The organism is Amycolatopsis sp. A1MSW2902 (assembly GCF_017312175.1).
Taxonomy (GTDB): domain Bacteria; phylum Actinomycetota; class Actinomycetes; order Mycobacteriales; family Pseudonocardiaceae; genus Amycolatopsis; species Amycolatopsis nivea.
The window spans coordinates 1,111,753-1,128,136 of the sequence record NZ_QJPO01000001.1; the positions used below are offsets into that span (position 1 = coordinate 1,111,753).

Sequence of the window (16,384 nt, forward strand, 5' to 3'; positions counted from 1 at the left end):
CGGTCACCCTAGGCGCACCAGCACCCGACCTGCTCACAATTTCAGCGCGTGCGTGGCGGTGGCCCCGCCGTCGGCGACGAACTCGCCGCCGGTGCAGTACGAACTCTCGTCGCTGCCGAGGAACACCAGCAGCGGCGCGATCTCGTCGGCGCGGCCCACCCGGCCGAGCGCGACCTTCTTGCCCACCCAGGACACGTCCACGTCCGCGCCCGCCGCGTCGGACACCATCTTCGTGTCGATCATGCCCGGGTGCACCGAGTTGACCCGGATCCCGCGCGCGCCCAGCTCCAGCGCGGCGACCTTGGTCATCCCGCGGATCGCGAACTTGGTCGCGGTGTAGGCGACGAGGAACGGCATCCCGGCCAGACCCTCCACAGAGGACACGTTGACGATGGAGCCGCCGCCGGCCCCGGCCATCGGTTCAACGACCGAGCGCATGCCGAGAAACGCCCCGATCTGGTTGATCCGCACGACGCGTTCGTATTCGGCGAGCGGCGTCTTCGCGAGCTCCGAAAAGTACAGCACCCCGGCGTTGTTGACCAGCACCGTCGGCGGCCCGAACTCGGCCACCGTGGTCTCGACCGCGGCGGTCCAGCCGTCCTCGTCGCTCACGTCGAGATGGCAGAACACCGCCGCCTCGCCGAGTTCCGCGGCGAGCGCTTTGCCTTCGTCGTCGAGGACGTCGGCGATCACCACCTTCGCGCCCTGCGCGACGAACGCTCGCGCGGCGGCGGCGCCCTGTCCGCGGGCCGCGCCGGTGATGAGGGCGACCTTGCCGGACAGCCGGTGCTCAGTCATGCGTCCTCCGGGTTCAGGGCAGCGAAAGCAGATCGGTCGCGGCGAACATCCGCTCCGGGTCGCGATCGGCGAAGTGCCCGCCGACCTTTTCGGCGAGTTCGCCGGCGGTCCAGGCGCCGTTCGCGGTGTCGAACCGCTCCTCCACCGACGGCGGTTTCAGCAAGGCGACCATGCCGCCGTGCACGACGAAGACCTGGCCGTTGATCGCGTCCGCCTCCGGCGAGGCGAGGAATGCGACAAACGGAGCAACGTGCTCTACCGACAACGGATCGAGCCCGTCCTCGGGTGCTTCGCCGAAGACATCCGCGGTCATCGCGGTGCGGGCGCGCGGGCAGATCGTGTTGGCGCGCACGCCGTATTTCGCGAGCCCGCGCGCCGCGGACATGGTGAGCGCCGCGATCCCGGCCTTGGCCGCCGAGTAGTTGGGCTGGCCGGGCGAACCGACCAGGAACGCTTCGGACGCGGTGTTCACGAGCCTGCCGTACACCGGCTGACCCTCCATTTTGGAGCGATCGCGCCAGTACGCGGCGGCGTTGCGGGACAGCAGGAAATGCCCGCGCAGGTGCACCGCGATGACCTTGTCCCAGTCCTCGTCGGACATCGAGAACAGCATTCGGTCGCGAAGCACGCCCGCGTTGTTCACGACGATGTCGAGGCTGCCGAAGTGGTCGACCGCGGCCGACAGCAGTTCCTTCGCGGTTTCGGCCGCCGAGACGTCCCCGGCCACCGCGAGCGCTTTGCCGCCCTGCTTTTCGATCTCGGCGACGACATCTTTCGCCTCGCCGATGTCGTTGACCACGACGGACGCGCCTTCGCGGGCCAGCGCGAGCGCCTCGGCCCGGCCGAGCCCCGCTCCGGCCCCGGTGACGACAGCGACCTTGCCTTCGAGCGTCATCGAACCGCTCCAGCCCGGTCGCCGTGCGTGTTCCCTGCGGTCGGTTCCACCCGCGAGCCTCCTCGTCGAAGCCTGCCTGACACAGCACAGACTAGAATCTGTTCTCGTATTGAGCAAGCCCCGATTAACCGGTCGTGAACAGGGCATTCTTCGGGCAGTTCGTCACCGCTTGCGAAACACGTTCTACTTCTTCCTCCGGAACCGGTCCGATCACCAGGTTCTCGTCGTCGTCGAGATCGAACACCTCCGGCGCGAACCCGACGCAGACCGCGTTCGCCTCGCAGAGCGACCGGTCGACACTGACCTCCATGCTTCCTCCCGTCCGCCACTCCTGGTACAACTAGAACAGGTTCTAGCTTACCGCCGGGGCCCGGTACGACACCACAACGAGACCGGCGGGGTGGAGGTGACGGGTGCGGATCGACTACACGCCGCGGCAGCGGGAACTGGCCGCTGAGCTGCGGGAGTACTTCGCCGAACTGATGACCCCGGCGCGGCGGGAAAGCCTCGCCGCGCCCGGCGGCGAGTACGGCGACGGCTTGGCGTACAAGGAAATCGTGCGGCAGCTCGGCAAGGACGGGTGGCTCGCGCTGGGCTGGCCGCGCGAGTACGGCGGCCAGGACCGCAGCATGCTCGACCAGCTGATCTTCACCGACGAGGCGGCGGTCGCCGGGGTGCCGGTGCCCTTCCTGACGGTGAACACGATCGGCCCCACGATCATGCGGTTCGGCACGCCGGACCAGAAGGCGTTCTACCTGCCGAAGATCGCCGCCGGCGAACTGCATTTCGCGATCGGCTACTCCGAACCGGGCGCGGGCACGGACCTCGCGTCGCTGCGCACGCGGGCCACCCGCGACGGCGACGAGTACGTGGTCAACGGGCAGAAAATGTGGACCAGCCTGATCGAGTACGCCGACTACGTGTGGCTCGCCGCGCGCACCGATCCGGAGGCGCGCAAGCACAAGGGCCTGTCGATCCTGATCGTGCCGACCTCCGCGCCGGGGTTCTCCTGGACGAAGGTGCACACCGTCGCCGGCCCGGGCACCAGCGCGACCTACTACGACGACATCCGCGTGCCGGTCACGTCGCGGGTCGCCGAGGAGAACGCGGGCTGGCCCCTGATCACCAACCAGCTCAACCACGAACGCGTCGCGCTGACCTCGGCCGCGCCGGTGCGGAAAGCGCTGGCCGACGTCGTGGAATGGGCGCGCGCGGAGTCGCTGACCGACCGCGAGTGGGTTCGGACGCATCTCGCGCGCGCGCACGCCTACGCGGAGTATTTGAAGCTGCGGAACTGGAAAATCGCCTGGGCCGCCGCGGCCAGCGAGCTCGGCCCGGCGGAGGCGTCGGCGACCAAGGTGTACGGCACCGAGATGGCGATCGAGGCGTACCGGCTGCTGATGGAGGTGGTCGGCGCGGCCGCCGTGGTGCGCGACGGCTCCCCCGGCGCGGTGCTCGCGGGACGGCTGGAACGGCTGCACCGCTCGGCGTTGATCCTCACTTTCGGCGGCGGCACCAACGAGGTGCAGCGCGACATCGTCGCCGCCACCGCCCTCGGCCAGCCCGTGACCCGTTAATAACCCGACCAAAAGTAGGCCGACCCCCCACACGGCACGTAACCGTTGCCACGAAAGCCATTCGGCCGTGGCTGTGGTCGGGTTATTAACAGTCTGCACAGTAAGGAGTTCTCCTGGTGGACTTCTCTCTCACCGAAGCACAAACCGACCTCTCCGCACTGACCCGGCGCATTCTCGCCGACCAGGTCACCGCGGAATCGCTGGGCCCGCACGGATCCGGCGGTTTCGACGCTCCACTGTGGACTACCTTGGCCCGCTCCGGCGTCCTCGACGCGGCCCTGCCCGCGACGGTGGGCGGCGGCGGTTTCGGCTTGCTGGAACAGTGTTCAGTCCTGATCGAGATCGGCCGCGCGGTCGCTCCGGTCCCCTATCTGTCGTCCGTCGTCCAGGCTGGCTCGGTGCTCACCGATCCGTTGCTCGCCGAGCGCTGGCTGCTGCCGGTTTCGCGCGGTAAAGCCGTCCTCGCGGTCGCTTTGGGCGGTTCGTTCGTCGCTTCAGACGGACGCCTCACCGGTGCGCAGACCGCGGTCCCCTTCGCAGCCTTCGCAGACGCCTTACTCGTCGAAGCCAACGACGGCGTGTACATCGTCGAGAAGGACGCTGTCGGGGTCTCGATCGAAGCGCAGTCCACCACGGACCACGCCGACGCGGCTTTGGTGACGCTGTCCGACACCCCCGGAGTCGCTCTCGGTGACGTCGGCGAGCAACTGCGCCTTCGCGGCACTCTCGGCGCTTGCGCGCAGCAGTTGGGCGTGTTGGAACGCGCACTCGAACTGACAGCTGCGTACACGCGCGAGCGCAAACAGTTCGACAAGGTGCTGGGCAGCTTCCAAGCCGTCCGACACCGGCTCGCCGACGCGTACATCGACGTCGAAGCCGTACGGCTGACGCTGTGGCAGGCAGCCTGGAAACTCTCCGAAGGCCTCCCCGCCGCCGCTGACGTGGCCACCGCGAAGTTCTGGGCCGCCGAAGCCGGACACCGCGTCGCGCATACCGCAGTGCACCTGCACGGCGGCGTCGGCATCGACGTCGAGCACCCCGTCCACCGCTACTTCGCCGCCGCGAAGCGCCTGGAGTTCACCAGCGGCGGCGCAACGGAGCAACTGCTGGGTCTCGGCGAACTGGTGGTCAGTCCACCGGCGTGATGTGCCGCAGCCGACGCGGTCCGGTATCCGGCCGCGTCGGCGGTGCGCCGACCACCAACCGCGCGTTGGCGACAAACGCCCCGTCCGGCGACGCGAGGATCGGGTCCAACGCCAACGACCGCACCTCCGGGTTGTCCTCCGCGAGCGCCGCGACGCGCAACACCATGTCCTGCAACGCCGCGAGGTCCGCAGGCTCGTCACCGCGATACCCGGTCAACAAGGGCGACGTACGCGGCTCCCGGATCAGCGTCGCCGCGTCAACGTCCGTCAACGGCACCGCCCGGTACGCACGGTCTCCGAGCAGCGTGCTGACCAATCCCGACAGCCCGAACGAAACCAGCGTGCCGAACGACGGGTCGTCCTGCAGCCCAATGGCGCACGACAACCCCTTCGGCGCCATCTGTTGCACGTACACGTCTTCGTCGCCGGACACCGCACACAGGTCTCGGTACGCGACACGTACGGACTCTTCGGACATCAGGTCAAGCCGTACGCCAGCGAAGTCCGGCCGCCCGCGCAACCGCTCGTCGACGGCCTTCAGCGTGACGGGATATCCCAGCTCCGCCGCCGCGGCCACTGCCTTGCTTTCGCTAGCCGCCACCCGGAACGGCACCACGTCCACGCCGTAACAGCTGAGCAACCGCACCACGTCGTCGTCGGAGAGCAGCGTCGAACTGCCGTCCTCCGGCAGCAACTCGCGCACGATCTCCTGCGCCTGCTCCACATGCAGACCGCTGGGCCGCACCAACGTCCCCTGCGGCCGCTGCCGCCACGCGGCGTACCGCACGACGCGCGCCAACGCGTTCACCGCACGCTCCGGACTCGAATACGACGGAATCGACCCACGCGTCGGCACCCCGTCGTCCGAAAGCACCGCCAACTCGTGCGGCACGCCTTCCGCGGCGAGGAACGTCGAGACGATCGGCTTCGACTGCTTCACCTCCGACACCGCTTCACGCAACGCTCGCGCGTACGCGGCCCCAGGAATCGCCACGGGCGGCGCGAACACGGCGATCAACGCGTCGGTATCCGGCGAATCCAACGCCTCCCGCACCGCCGTCGCGAACTCGTCCGGCCCCGCCTGCGGCCCGATGTCCACCGGATCGAACGCGAGCCGCAACCCCTCCGCACGGGCGGTGTCGGCGGCCAGCAACCCGATCGCACTGGAGTTCCCGACAATCCCGATCCGCGGCCCCGCCGGCAACGGCTGATGCGCGAACACGAGCGCCGTGTCGAACAGCTGCGCCAACGACTCCACGCGCACGACGCCGGCCTGCTCGAACAACGCCTGCACACTGGCCTCGTCGACCTCCGCCGACGTCGCCGCGAGCTGCGGCCGCACCGCATGCCGCCCCGACTTCACCGCGACGATCGGCTTCGACCGCGCCAACCTGCGCGCCAGCCGCGCGAACTTGCGCGGGTTGCCGAACGATTCCAGATACAGCAACACCAGGTCGGTATCCGGATCGGTTTCCCAGTACTGCAGCAAGTCATTGCCGGACACATCCGCCCGGTTGCCCGCCGACACGAACGTCGACAACCCCAGCCCACGCGACCCCGCGTCGGCAAGAATCGCCGTCCCCAACGCCCCCGACTGGCAGAAGAACCCGGTCCGCCCCCGCTTCGGCAACCGCGGCGCAAGGGTCGCATTGAGCCGAACGTCCTTCGCGGTATTCAACACGCCCAGCGCATTCGGCCCGACCACGCGCATCCCGTGCGCCCGAGCCTCGCCGACCAGCCGCAACTCCGCGTGCAACCCCAGCGGCCCCGACTCCGCAAACCCGCCGGACACGATCACCAGCGTCTTGACGCCCTTGGCCAAACAAGCGTCCAGCACGGACTCGACGGCCTCCGCCGGAACCGCCACCAACGCCAGATCCACCGGATCCGGAATGTCCAGCACCGACGGATACGCCCGCACCCCGCGCACCGACCGATGCTCCGGATTGACCGGATACACTGCCCCCGCGAAATCGGCCGCGAGCATGTTCGCGAACGCGACATGCCCGACCTTGGTGGGATCGGCGGACGCCCCGATCACCGCCACCGTGTTCGGATGAAGCAGATTGTGCACACTCCGCGCCTCGGCCGCCTGCTCCCTAGACCGCGCGACCGCGAGCGACTCCTCCGTCGGATCGATGTCGAACTCGAGATGCAGCACGCCTTCCTCGATCGCGCGGCTGACCTGATAGCCCGCGTCGCGGAACACGCGCACCATCGCCGCGTTCTCGCTCAACACCTCGGCGACAAACCGCCGCAACCCGCACTCCGACGCCGCGGCGGCGAGATGCTCCAGCAGAATCGACCCGAGCCCGCGCCCCTGATGCTTGTCGTCGACAACGAACGCGACCTCCGCCGAGGGCCCGTGATCGAGCCGCTCGTAACGCCCCACCGCGACCACGTCGTCCCCGAGCAAGGCCACGAACGCGACCCGATCGTGGTGGTCCACAGTGGAAAACCGCTCCAGATCCCGCGGCGGGATGCGAGGATAAGCACCGAAATACCGGAAATACCGGGTGCGGTCGGAGAGCCTGCTGTGCAGGGCCACGAGCCCGTCAGCGTCGCTCGGCACGACGGGTCGCAAGTGGACAGTGCCACCGTCGGAGAGGACTACGTCGGCTTCCCAATCGCGGGGGTAGTCGTAGGGATCACGCTTCCCATCCGCGGTGGGGCTTTGTGTCTCTCCAGACGGGCTGCTTCCGCCTGCCGCGCCCGGTTTCGCTGGCTCTCCCGACGCACTGCTCGCGCCCGGCCTCGCTGCCGCAGACTCTCCAGCTGCTGCCTTGCCTTCTGTCGCAACGGAATCAGGCCGTTCCGATGCCACGCCACCCGCAGCCGGGTCCGCGCCGGACTCGCCCCGGGCAGGTCCGCTTGGCGAGCCGCTGTCTCCGTGCCCGCCCTCCGCAGCCGATGCAGCCGCTCCGGTCGGCGTTCCGGCTGCGCTGGTCCCGCCCGCGGCGTAGCGGATGTCGCGTTCGGAAGTGGGCGCACCAGTTCCGCCGGGCGCCCCGGCCACGTTGGCCCCGCCCGCCGCGTAACGAGCGTCGCGTCCAGAAGAGCCCCCGGGAGTCGGAGCATCAGTTCCGCCGGACCCCGGCGTTCCGGCCGCGCCGGGCCCGCCCGCCGCGTAACGGGCGTCGCTCCCGGGGTTCGGGGCATCGGTTCCGCCGGGACCGCTCGTCGGGTGAGTGCCGGGAGCGGGGTCGCCCGGGCCGGGGTTGCCGGGGCCGGGGCGGCGAGGTTGGTCGGGCATGGTCAGTCCCTCGGATCGTCCGGGTCGAGGCCGTGCAGCGGGAAGATCGCGCGGCGGGTGTCGCGGATCGCGATGTCCACCGGGTCGTCCGCGTCGTCGCCCCACGGTTTGAAGGCGGTGTCCTTGCCGTCGGTCATCGCGGCGGGGAGGTCGGCGGCCGGGGCGGCGCGGCGGACCGTCGAGACCCAGCCGGGCGGCAGCGGCGTTTCCGGCGGGACGTCGCGGTCCAGCACGGTCGCCATCAGGTGCGTCCACGAGCGCGGCACGACGCGGATCAGCTGGTATCCCCCGCCGCCGACGGCGAGCCAGCGGCCGTTCGCATAGCGTTCGGCCAGGTCGCGCAGCGTGGAGTAGATGGTGCGGTGGCCGTCGACCGACAGGGACATGTCGGCCATCGGGTCTTCCTCGTGCGAGTCCACCCCGCACTGGGTGACCAGCAGCTGCGGCTGGAACTCCTGCAGCACAGCCGGAACCACCGCGTCGAACGCCCGCAGCCACCCGGGGTCCTGCGTGTGCGGCGGCAGCGGGACATTCACCGCGGTCCCCGCTGCCTTACCCTTGCCGACCTCGGCGGAGTAGCCGGTGCCGGGCCACAGCGTGAACGGGTGCTGGTGCATCGAAACGGTGAGGACGCGCGGGTCGTCGTAGAACGCGGCCTGGACGCCGTCGCCGTGGTGCACATCGGTGTCGACGTACGCGATGCGGTCGAAGCCGTGGTCGAGCAGCCACGAAATGGCGATCGCGCAGTCGTTGTAAATGCAGAAGCCGGACGCGTGATCGCGCATCGCGTGGTGCAGCCCGCCCGCGATGTTGACCGCCCGCCGAACCTCGCCGTCGGCGATCTTGCGCGCGGCGAGCAGCGTCGAGCCGACGACCAGCGCGGTCGCGTCGTGCATCCCGGGGAACACGGGATTGTCGTCGGTGCCGAGCCCGTGCCCGACGTCCCACCCGACGTCCGGCGCTTCCCGCACGGCGGCCAAGTACTCGGGTGCGTGCACGCGCAGCAGTTCCTCGTCGCCCGCGGCGGTGGGCACGAGCAGTTCGACGCCGTCGAGCACGCCCAGCTCAGTAGCGAGCCGCACGGTGAGGTCGAGCCGGACGGGGTTGAACGGATGCTGCCCGCCCAGGTCGTACTTCAGCAGCGACGGATCCCAGACAACTGCAGGCGACGACATGCTTCGCACTGTACTTCCCCGCCACGCCCCGAGCCTGGTTTCGCGGCGGGGCAGGACTCACCCGCGCGTCACGTGCCCGCTGCCTGCCGAACCGAGTTACCCAGCAAGGCAGCCGCAACTGCGCGCCCCGTCCCAAGCCGGATTTCGCGGCTGGGCAGGTTTCAGCCGCGCATCACGTCCCCACCACGTCCCAGCCAAGTTTCCCGGCGGGGCGGGTGTCAGCCGCACGCCACCCACCGCGCCCCAGCCAAGTTTCGCGGCGGGGCAGGTGTCAGCCGCACGCCACTCCCCACCGCCACACAAGCCGGATTTCAGAACGGAGCAGGCTTCACCCGCCGCCGCCCGAACGGGGTTTTGCAGCGCGCCACTCCCCCGCCACCTCCCGAACCGGGCTTCGCAGCGGGGCAGGGCTCAGCCGCGCGTCCAGACGACGCCGCGTGCTTCGTATTCGAGCATCTCCTCCAGTCCGGCCGCCGCGTCGGAGCCGAGTTCTCGTTTCACCAGCCACAGGGCCAGGTCCAGCCCGCTCGTGATGCCGCCCGAGGTGACTACGTCGCCGTCGTCGACCACGCGGGCTTTCTTCAGCACGCCGCCTTGCTGAACGAGCGTGTCGACCGCGCCGTGGTGCGTCGTGCACGGGCGGCCGCGCACCAGTCCGGCCGCGCCGAGCAGCAGGGTGCCCGTGCAGAGCGACGCCAGGGTCAGCCCTTTGCGCGGTGCGGCCGCGAGCGCGTCCGGCAGCACCTTGCGGTCGATCTCCGCCCAGATGCCCGGGCCTTTCCGCTTCCCGTAACCGCCGCCCGGCACGACGATGACGTCGGCGTCCTGCGGCGACCAACCGCGCTCGACCTCGACCTTCGTCCCGTACGCCGCGCGCACGACGCCCGGCCCGTCCACGCGCACGTATGACACGTCCGTGCCGCGCTTCGCGTGCATGCCCGCTGCGGAGAACACCTCGTACGGACCGGCGAAGTCCTGCTCCTCGACGCCGTCGAACAGCACGACCTGGACCCGCAACGGTCGACGCTCGGCCGTTGCCCCGGTCGTCGCCGCAGCCTCGGCCGGCAACGCAGCCATCGCCGCTCCGGCTGCCGCCGACCCGCGCAGGAATGTTCTCCGCTCCATGAACGCCGCCTCTCGCCTGGAAAAGCCTTCCGGACGAGAAGTCGGTGCACGGCGCGGAAAGTTCCGGCGGAGTCAGCCGCGTTCGGGACCGGTGGCCGCGGGACGCTCCGGATCGCGCGACCAGTGCGACCACGACCCCGCGTACAGCGCGGCCGGCTCCGGATGCCCGGCGACCTCCAGCGCGAGCACCACCGACGACGCCGTGACGCCCGAACCGCAGTAGGCGCCGACCGGGACCCCGTCGGCAAGACCCAGCGACGCGAACCGCTCGGCAAGCTCGGACGGCGACTTCCAGCGCCCGTCCGCACCGGCGTGCTCGGACGACGGCGCGCTGACCGCGCCGGGGATGTGCCCAGCCCGCGGGTCGACGGGCTCGGTCTCGCCGGTGTAGCGGACGTGCGCCCGCGCGTCGAACAGCACGCCTTCGCGAGCGAGCGCCGCCGCGTCGTCCGCCGACAGGACCGGCATCGCGCCCGGCCGGACCTCGATGTCGCCCGGCTCCGGCGAAGGCACCTCGGTCGTCACTTCCCGCCCCTCGGCCAGCCACGCTGCGTAACCGCCGTCGAGCACCGCGACCTCCGGATGGCCGACCCAGCGCAGCAGCCACCAGGCGCGCGCGGCGACCGAACCGTCGGCGTCGTCGTAGACGACCACCGGACGCCCGGCCCGGACCCCGGCTTTCCGCAGCTCACGCTGCAGCACGGCCGGGTCCGGCAGCGGGTGGCGCCCGCCCTCGCCGGGCGGCGCGGCCAGCGCCGTGTCGAGGTCGGCGAACACCGCCCCGGGCACGTGTCCCTCCTGGTAGGACTCGGCTCCCGGCGGTCCGCCGAGCCGCCAGCGGACGTCCAGCACGACGGGACGGTCTCGGTCGGGGAACGCGGCGAGCTCAGCGGGCGAAATCAACGGTCGCATGCCCCCATCCTGCTGGTCCGGACGCGGTTCGCGCATCAGGGCAGGACTTTTCGCCGGGGCCGGGCCGTTACGCCGAGGCGGGCCGTCGCTGTCGGGGCCAACGACTACGATGAGCTACGCGGACGAAGGGGACAGCGTGAACGATCTCATCGACACCACCGAGATGTACCTGCGTACCATCTACGAGCTCGAAGAGGAAGGTGTCGTCCCGCTGCGGGCCCGGATCGCGGAGCGCCTGCAGCAGAGCGGGCCCACCGTGAGCCAGACCGTGGCCAGGATGGAGCGCGACGGGCTGGTCGTCGTCGCGGACGACCGGCACCTGCAGCTCACCGACCACGGCCACGACCTCGCCGTCGCGGTCATGCGCAAGCACCGGCTCGCCGAGCGCCTCCTCGTCGACGTCATCGGGCTCGAGTGGGAGCACGTGCACAACGAGGCGTGCCGCTGGGAGCACGTGATGAGCGAGGCCGTCGAGCGCAAGCTGGTGAAGCTGCTCGACCACCCGACCACGTCGCCGTACGGCAACCCGATCCCCGGCCTCGACAAGCTCGGCGACGGCGATCCCGCGCCGCGCGCCGAGGACGGCCTGGTGCGCCTCGACGAGTTCGCCCGCACCGGCGGCGGCGAGGTGGAGATCCGCCGCATCGCCGAGCACGTCCAGCTGGACGAGTCGCTGCTCACCGAACTGCGGACGGTCGGGATCGTGCCCGGCGGCCTCGTCACGGTCGGCAAGGCGGTCGGCGGCAGCGTCACCGTCGAGGTCAAGGGCACCGAAACCACGGCTCAGGTGTCCACCGCGGCGCTGCACGCCGTGCTGGCGCTCGCCAAGTGACCCCGGCTGCCGACGCGGCGCGCGCGTTCCAGGAAGTCCACGGGCGGGCCCCGGCAGGCGTGTGGTCCGCGCCCGGCCGGGTGAACCTGATCGGCGAGCACACCGACTACAACGACGGTTTCGTGCTGCCCTTCGCCCTCCCGCACCGGCTGGCCGCGGCCGCGTCCCCGCGCGAGGACGGCAAGCTCCGGGTCGCCACCCTCGGCGACGACGGGCAGCTGCAGCACTCCGGGCCGCACGACATCGCCGCGCTCGAACCGGGTTCGGTCGACGGATGGGCCGCGTATCCCGCCGGAGTGGCGTGGGTGCTGCGCGACCAGGGCTACGCGGGCGGCGCCGACCTGGTCATCGCGGGCGACGTGCCGTCCGGGGCGGGGCTTTCCTCCTCTCACGCGCTGGAATGCGCGGTTTCGCTGGCCCTGCTGGGCGTGGCCGGGGTGGAACTCGAAGACGGCGGAGCGGGCACTCCCGCACGCCCGGAGATCGCGCGCTGGGTGCAGCGGTCGGAAAACGACTACGTCGGCGCGCCCACCGGGCTGCTCGACCAGACGGCGTCGCTGTGCTGCGAGGAGTCGCGGGTCCTGTTCCTCGACGTCCGCTCGGGCGAGATGGAGCAGGTGCCGTTCCCGCTCGGCGAGGCCGGGCTCCGGGTGCTGATCATGGACACCCGCACCAAGCATTCGCACACCGACGGCGGCTACGGCGCACGGCGGAGCGGCACTGAGCGCGCGGCAGAACTGCTCGGTGTGAAGGCCCTGCGCGACGTCGCGCTCGACGGGCTCGACGAGGCTCTCGCGCAGCTTCCCGAGGACCTGGTTCCGCTGGTGCGCCACGTGGTCACCGAGAATCAGCGGGTGCTCGACGTGGTCGCGTTGCTGCGCGAGAAGAAACTCGCCGAGATCGGGCCGCACCTCGACGCCTCGCACGTGAGCATGCGCGACGACTACCGCATCTCGACGCCGGAACTGGACCTCGTGGTCGATTCGGCCCGCTCGGCCGGTGCGCTGGGCGCGCGGATGACCGGCGGCGGGTTCGGCGGCTCGGCGATCGCGCTGGTCCGCGACGAGGATCTGGACGGAGTGCGCACCGCGATCGAAACCGCCTGCGAGCAGGCCGGGTTCCGCCGCCCGCGGATGTTCACGGCGGTGCCGTCGCGCGGCGCGGGCCGCGACGAAGCCTGATTTCCGGAGCAACCCCCGGAGGGTCCGTCGCGTCGCTCTGAGGGGAGACTGTGCCGCAGAGTCGCCACCCCTCAGCAGAAAGGCCTTGACGTGACGGACCAGCAAAGCCCCCTGAAGCTCATCGTGACGGGCGGCGCGGGGTACGTGGGCAGCGTGTGCGCCGCCCGCCTCATCGAAGCGGGTCACCAGGTCACCGTCGTGGACGACCTGTCGACCGGGCACGCGGACGCGGTGCACCCGCAGGCGCGCTTCGTCGAGGGCGACGCCGCCGAGGTCGCCGCCGACCTGCTCGGCGAAGGTTTCGACGGCGTCCTGCACTTCGCCGCGAAGTCGCTGGTGGGCGAGTCTATGGCCGACCCGGCGAAGTACTGGGAAGGCAACGTGGTGACGTCGCTGCGACTGCTGGAGGCGATGAAGAAGCACGGCACGCCGCGACTGGTGTTCTCCTCCACCGCGGCGACCTACGGCGAGCCTGACGTCTCGCCGATCCCGGAAACGGCCCCGACGCAGCCGACCAACACCTACGGCGCGTCGAAGCTCGCCATCGACCACGCGATCACCAGCTTCGCCCGCGCCCACGGCCTCGCCGCGGTCAGCCTGCGCTACTTCAACGTCGCCGGCGCGTACGGCGCGTTCGGCGAACGGCACACCACCGAAACCCATCTCATCCCTCTCGTCCTCCAGGTCGCGACCGGCGACCGCGAGCACATCTCCATCTACGGCGACGACTACCCGACACCGGACAAAACGGCCGTCCGCGACTACATCCACGTGGTCGACCTCGCCGACGCCCACCTCCTCGCCCTGCGCCACGCCGCCGCCGGCGAGCACCGCATCTACAACCTCGGCAGCGGCACCGGGTTCTCGGTGCTGGAGGTCGTGGAAGCCTGCCGCCGGGTCACCGGGCACGCGATCCCCGCCGTGGTGGCCCCGCGCCGCGCCGGCGACCCGTCGGTGCTGGTCGCGTCGAGCGACAAGGCCAACGGCGAACTCGGGTGGACGCCCAAGCTGACGGACCTCGACGGGATCGTGTCGGACGCTTGGCAGTTCACTCAGTCGCGTCAGTCCTGACGGCGGTTTCCGGCCGCTGCGGGCCGGGTGTGCTTTTCGATGCCGGGGCGGGGATTCGGAGGGATCCCCCGCCCCGGCATCGTTGCGGCGAGCATTGTTCGGGCACACCGACGCCGGACGTCGAAAGTCCACTTAGGACTTATCGGCGCGGTGAACGACGCGGACCGAATTCGGCTCGCGCGCTTGCAACTCCGGCATCCGTCATCTCATCCCCCTCGGCGGCCCCGATCTTCGCCCCTGGCCAGGATCCTCAGCACTCCCCGGCTCCGGCGGCGGGGTCAGACCGAGATCAGCCGCCGTGCTGCGGTCGGCTAGGCCGGTCAGTTTCGCTGGGTCCGTGCCGATGTTCCAGGCAGTCTGCAGCAGCTGCGCCACCAGATGCTCCGGGTCGGCTTCCACGGCGTTCGCCAGTGCCATCCCGGCTAGTGCGCCTTCCCCGCGCATCAAGGCGGTATAGCCGAGATGCAGTGCGGCTTCGGCTCGGTGCGGCGGGGGCAGTTCGCGGACCAGCGTCAGCCATACCTCCTCCGCCTCGCGGGTCAGTGACGTGTGCGGCGGGACCGCGAGGGCCATGCAGGCGTCGCGGATCGGGGTGAGCATCAGCGCGTGGGCGAGGCGGACCGCTTGGTCGTCGTCGGGAGGGCCTTCGCCGTGGCGTTGGCGGAGGAATGCGGCGCGGAGTTCGGTTATCGCGGCGTCCAGGACATCGCTCGCTGACATGCCTGGGCCGCACAATGGTTCTGGGCACGCCGCCAGCAAGTCGGCGCGGCGGGCGATCGCTTCCGGGGAGCGCGGTTCCAGCACCGCGGCCAGTTCTTCGCGGCTGCGGAAGACGACGAAACCAGCCTCGGTGGTCGCGGCGGCGAGGACGGTTTCCTGCGGATCTGGCAGCACACCGCCGCAGTCCGGGTCCCGGTAGCACAACCATGGTGCGCCGGGTTCGATTTCGGGGGTCCACAGTGCGTGGAACAGGCGGAGGTTGTGCCGTGCCAGGCCGCGTTCCAGTTCGGCTGCGAGTGTCTGGTGGGGTGGGCCGTTTTCGTCTGCTGAACCGCCGACGATGACAGCGGTGACGCCGTTGTGTTCGGGGTCGTCGAAGCGTGGGATCAGCGCATCTGCTTGCTGTGCTTGGAGTTCTCGCGGCGGGAGGTCGGCGCGCACCATCAGGCCGATCGTCGTGCCGGGGACGCGGTGGCCCAGCAGCACAAGGGAATCAGCGGGACGGAAACCGAGGAGGTACGGGAGCGAGGCGATGAGGTCGGCCGGGTTGCTGAGGGTGGCCCGGGAGATGCCGGGCGGCGTCGAGGTGGTCACGCCTCCACTCTGCGCCGCGCGCAAGCGAATCGGGGCCGGCAAAGCAAATCTGTGGACCACAGCAGGCAGTTGTGGACAACCAGGTCCCGAGTGAAGAGGACCGAGGGAAATTGTCGGTGCTGTGTGCATAGCCAGGCACTGTCCACAATAGACAAAAATGCTGCCGGAGCCGATCAGGGCTCCGGCAGCATCGGCAGAGGAAACTCAGCCGCAGTGTTCGAACGGGCTCTCGTACGCGGACGAGCCGACCGAACCGCCCCACCTGACGCACGTCGAACCGGCGCTCTTCTTCACCGGGCCTGCGTAATAGGTGAAGCTCCCGGAATCCGTCGTCCTGGTCGAGCCCTTCACCTCCAGGAACGCCGAAACCGGGCTGGCCGTCCCGAGGGAGACCGCCTTCAGGGTCGTCACGCAGTTCTCTTTGGAGGACGAGTTGTACAGCAGGTACGCGGTGCCGGCCGTCCCCAGCGCCTGCTGGTCGATCACCGAGAAGCCCGACCCGCACACCTGCGTCGCCGAGTACGGGTTGCCGCCGCAGCCGTTCTTGCTCGTGAAGTCCTTCTTGCCGTAGTACGGCACCGCGACGCCGTTCAGCACGGCCTTCTGCGTCACGCCGTTCAAGTTCTCCTCGAAATGCAAGTGCGGGCCGGTCACGCCGCCGGTCGCGCCCGCTTTGCCGATCTCCTTGCCCTGCCCGACGCTCTGGCCCACCGAGACTTCCTGCTCGGACAGGTGCGCGTACCGGGTCCGCCAGCCGCCGCCGTGGTCCAGTTCGATCCAGCGGCCGTAGCTGGTGCTGCCCTCGTTCGCGACGCGGGTGACCGTCCCCGGCGCGGCCGCGAGGACCGGCATGCCGGTGATGCCGGACTTCTGGAAGTCGACCGAGTTGGCCGGGTTGTGGCCGCTGAAGGTCGCCGCGGTGACCGTGACGCCGCATTTGAACGGCACCTGGAAGTTGGGGGCCGCGGACGCCGTCGACTGGGCGGCGAGCGTCAGGCCGCACGCGGGCAAGGCCACCGCGGCCGCGACCGCCGCGAACCGTCTCAATCTGGACATGGGGCGTACCTCCTGGTGGGGGAAATGTCCGAGCGCCTCCAGCCAAGCCC

At 70.3% G+C, this 16,384-nt stretch carries 14 protein-coding genes; 5 read left to right on the forward strand and 9 right to left on the reverse strand.

The window, feature by feature from the left end; genetic code table 11:
- Nucleotides 1–33 precede the first annotated feature (33 nt).
- The 3 genes from DMP23_RS05190 to DMP23_RS05200 all read right to left on the reverse strand — a co-directional run bounded on the left by DMP23_RS05190 (nucleotide 34) and on the right by DMP23_RS05200 (nucleotide 2,003).
- Complete coding sequence (locus tag DMP23_RS05190; RefSeq protein ID WP_337820315.1) at nucleotides 34–798, reverse strand: glucose 1-dehydrogenase; 765 nt, start codon at nucleotides 796–798, stop codon at nucleotides 34–36.
- Nucleotides 799–811: 13 nt separating this feature from the next.
- A complete protein-coding gene (locus DMP23_RS05195; RefSeq protein WP_337820316.1) occupies nucleotides 812–1,693 on the reverse strand; it encodes a 3-oxoacyl-ACP reductase in 882 nt (293 codons plus the stop codon).
- A gap of 124 nt (nucleotides 1,694–1,817) precedes the next feature.
- The gene (locus DMP23_RS05200) at nucleotides 1,818–2,003 is read right to left on the reverse strand and encodes a ferredoxin (protein ID WP_037809816.1); all 186 of its coding nucleotides are present in this window, start codon (nucleotides 2,001–2,003) and stop codon (nucleotides 1,818–1,820) included.
- Between the two features lie 103 nt (nucleotides 2,004–2,106).
- Here DMP23_RS05200 and DMP23_RS05205 point away from each other — a divergent pair, with 103 nt between their 5' ends.
- Both DMP23_RS05205 and DMP23_RS05210 read left to right on the forward strand, forming a co-directional pair.
- On the forward strand, nucleotides 2,107–3,270 hold the full coding sequence (locus DMP23_RS05205) for an acyl-CoA dehydrogenase family protein (RefSeq protein ID WP_337820317.1): 1,164 nt from the start codon (nucleotides 2,107–2,109) through the stop codon (nucleotides 3,268–3,270).
- A gap of 116 nt (nucleotides 3,271–3,386) precedes the next feature.
- Nucleotides 3,387–4,415: an acyl-CoA dehydrogenase family protein gene (locus DMP23_RS05210; protein ID WP_337820318.1), complete on the forward strand. Its 1,029-nt coding sequence runs from the start codon at nucleotides 3,387–3,389 to the stop codon at nucleotides 4,413–4,415.
- Here the strand turns inward: DMP23_RS05210 and DMP23_RS05215 are convergent.
- The 4 genes from DMP23_RS05215 to DMP23_RS05230 form a co-directional block, all read right to left on the reverse strand.
- Nucleotides 4,399–7,431, reverse strand: a complete 3,033-nt coding sequence (locus tag DMP23_RS05215; protein ID WP_443111330.1) for a GNAT family N-acetyltransferase — start codon at nucleotides 7,429–7,431, stop codon at nucleotides 4,399–4,401. The two genes, DMP23_RS05210 and DMP23_RS05215, sit on opposite strands and share 17 nt — an antisense overlap.
- Nucleotides 7,432–7,670: 239 nt before the next feature.
- Nucleotides 7,671–8,843, reverse strand: coding sequence for an acetoin utilization protein AcuC (locus DMP23_RS05220; RefSeq protein ID WP_037809812.1), 1,173 nt, complete (start codon nucleotides 8,841–8,843; stop codon nucleotides 7,671–7,673).
- A gap of 411 nt (nucleotides 8,844–9,254) precedes the next feature.
- A complete protein-coding gene (locus tag DMP23_RS05225) occupies nucleotides 9,255–9,968 on the reverse strand; it encodes a DJ-1/PfpI family protein (protein ID WP_134730210.1) in 714 nt (237 codons plus the stop codon).
- 72 nt (nucleotides 9,969–10,040) lie between these two features.
- The gene (locus DMP23_RS05230; RefSeq protein WP_134668598.1) at nucleotides 10,041–10,880 is read right to left on the reverse strand and encodes a sulfurtransferase; all 840 of its coding nucleotides are present in this window, start codon (nucleotides 10,878–10,880) and stop codon (nucleotides 10,041–10,043) included.
- Nucleotides 10,881–10,989: 109 nt separating this feature from the next.
- Here DMP23_RS05230 and DMP23_RS05235 point away from each other — a divergent pair, with 109 nt between their 5' ends.
- The 3 genes from DMP23_RS05235 to galE all read left to right on the forward strand — a co-directional run bounded on the left by DMP23_RS05235 (nucleotide 10,990) and on the right by galE (nucleotide 13,964).
- Nucleotides 10,990–11,712: a metal-dependent transcriptional regulator gene (locus tag DMP23_RS05235; protein WP_078870312.1), complete on the forward strand. Its 723-nt coding sequence runs from the start codon at nucleotides 10,990–10,992 to the stop codon at nucleotides 11,710–11,712.
- Nucleotides 11,709–12,893: a galactokinase gene (gene galK / locus DMP23_RS05240; RefSeq protein WP_337820320.1), complete on the forward strand. Its 1,185-nt coding sequence runs from the start codon at nucleotides 11,709–11,711 to the stop codon at nucleotides 12,891–12,893. Before DMP23_RS05235 ends, galK begins: the two co-directional genes overlap by 4 nt.
- A gap of 90 nt (nucleotides 12,894–12,983) precedes the next feature.
- Nucleotides 12,984–13,964 carry a UDP-glucose 4-epimerase GalE gene (galE, locus tag DMP23_RS05245; RefSeq protein ID WP_037809807.1) on the forward strand — a complete coding sequence of 327 codons (981 nt, stop codon included), beginning with the start codon at nucleotides 12,984–12,986 and terminating at the stop codon, nucleotides 13,962–13,964.
- 201 nt (nucleotides 13,965–14,165) lie between these two features.
- On the opposite strand, the gene DMP23_RS05250 is transcribed toward galE, so the two are convergent.
- Together DMP23_RS05250 and DMP23_RS05255 are read right to left on the reverse strand one after the other, a co-directional pair.
- Entirely contained in the window at nucleotides 14,166–15,278 is a 1,113-nt protein-coding gene (locus tag DMP23_RS05250; protein WP_337820321.1) for a DUF4192 domain-containing protein, read from the reverse strand.
- A 204-nt stretch (nucleotides 15,279–15,482) separates the two neighbouring features.
- Nucleotides 15,483–16,334 (reverse strand): M23 family metallopeptidase, encoded by an 852-nt coding sequence (locus DMP23_RS05255; RefSeq protein ID WP_337820322.1) that lies wholly within the window; start codon nucleotides 16,332–16,334, stop codon nucleotides 15,483–15,485.
- Between the last annotated feature and the right edge of the window lie 50 nt (nucleotides 16,335–16,384).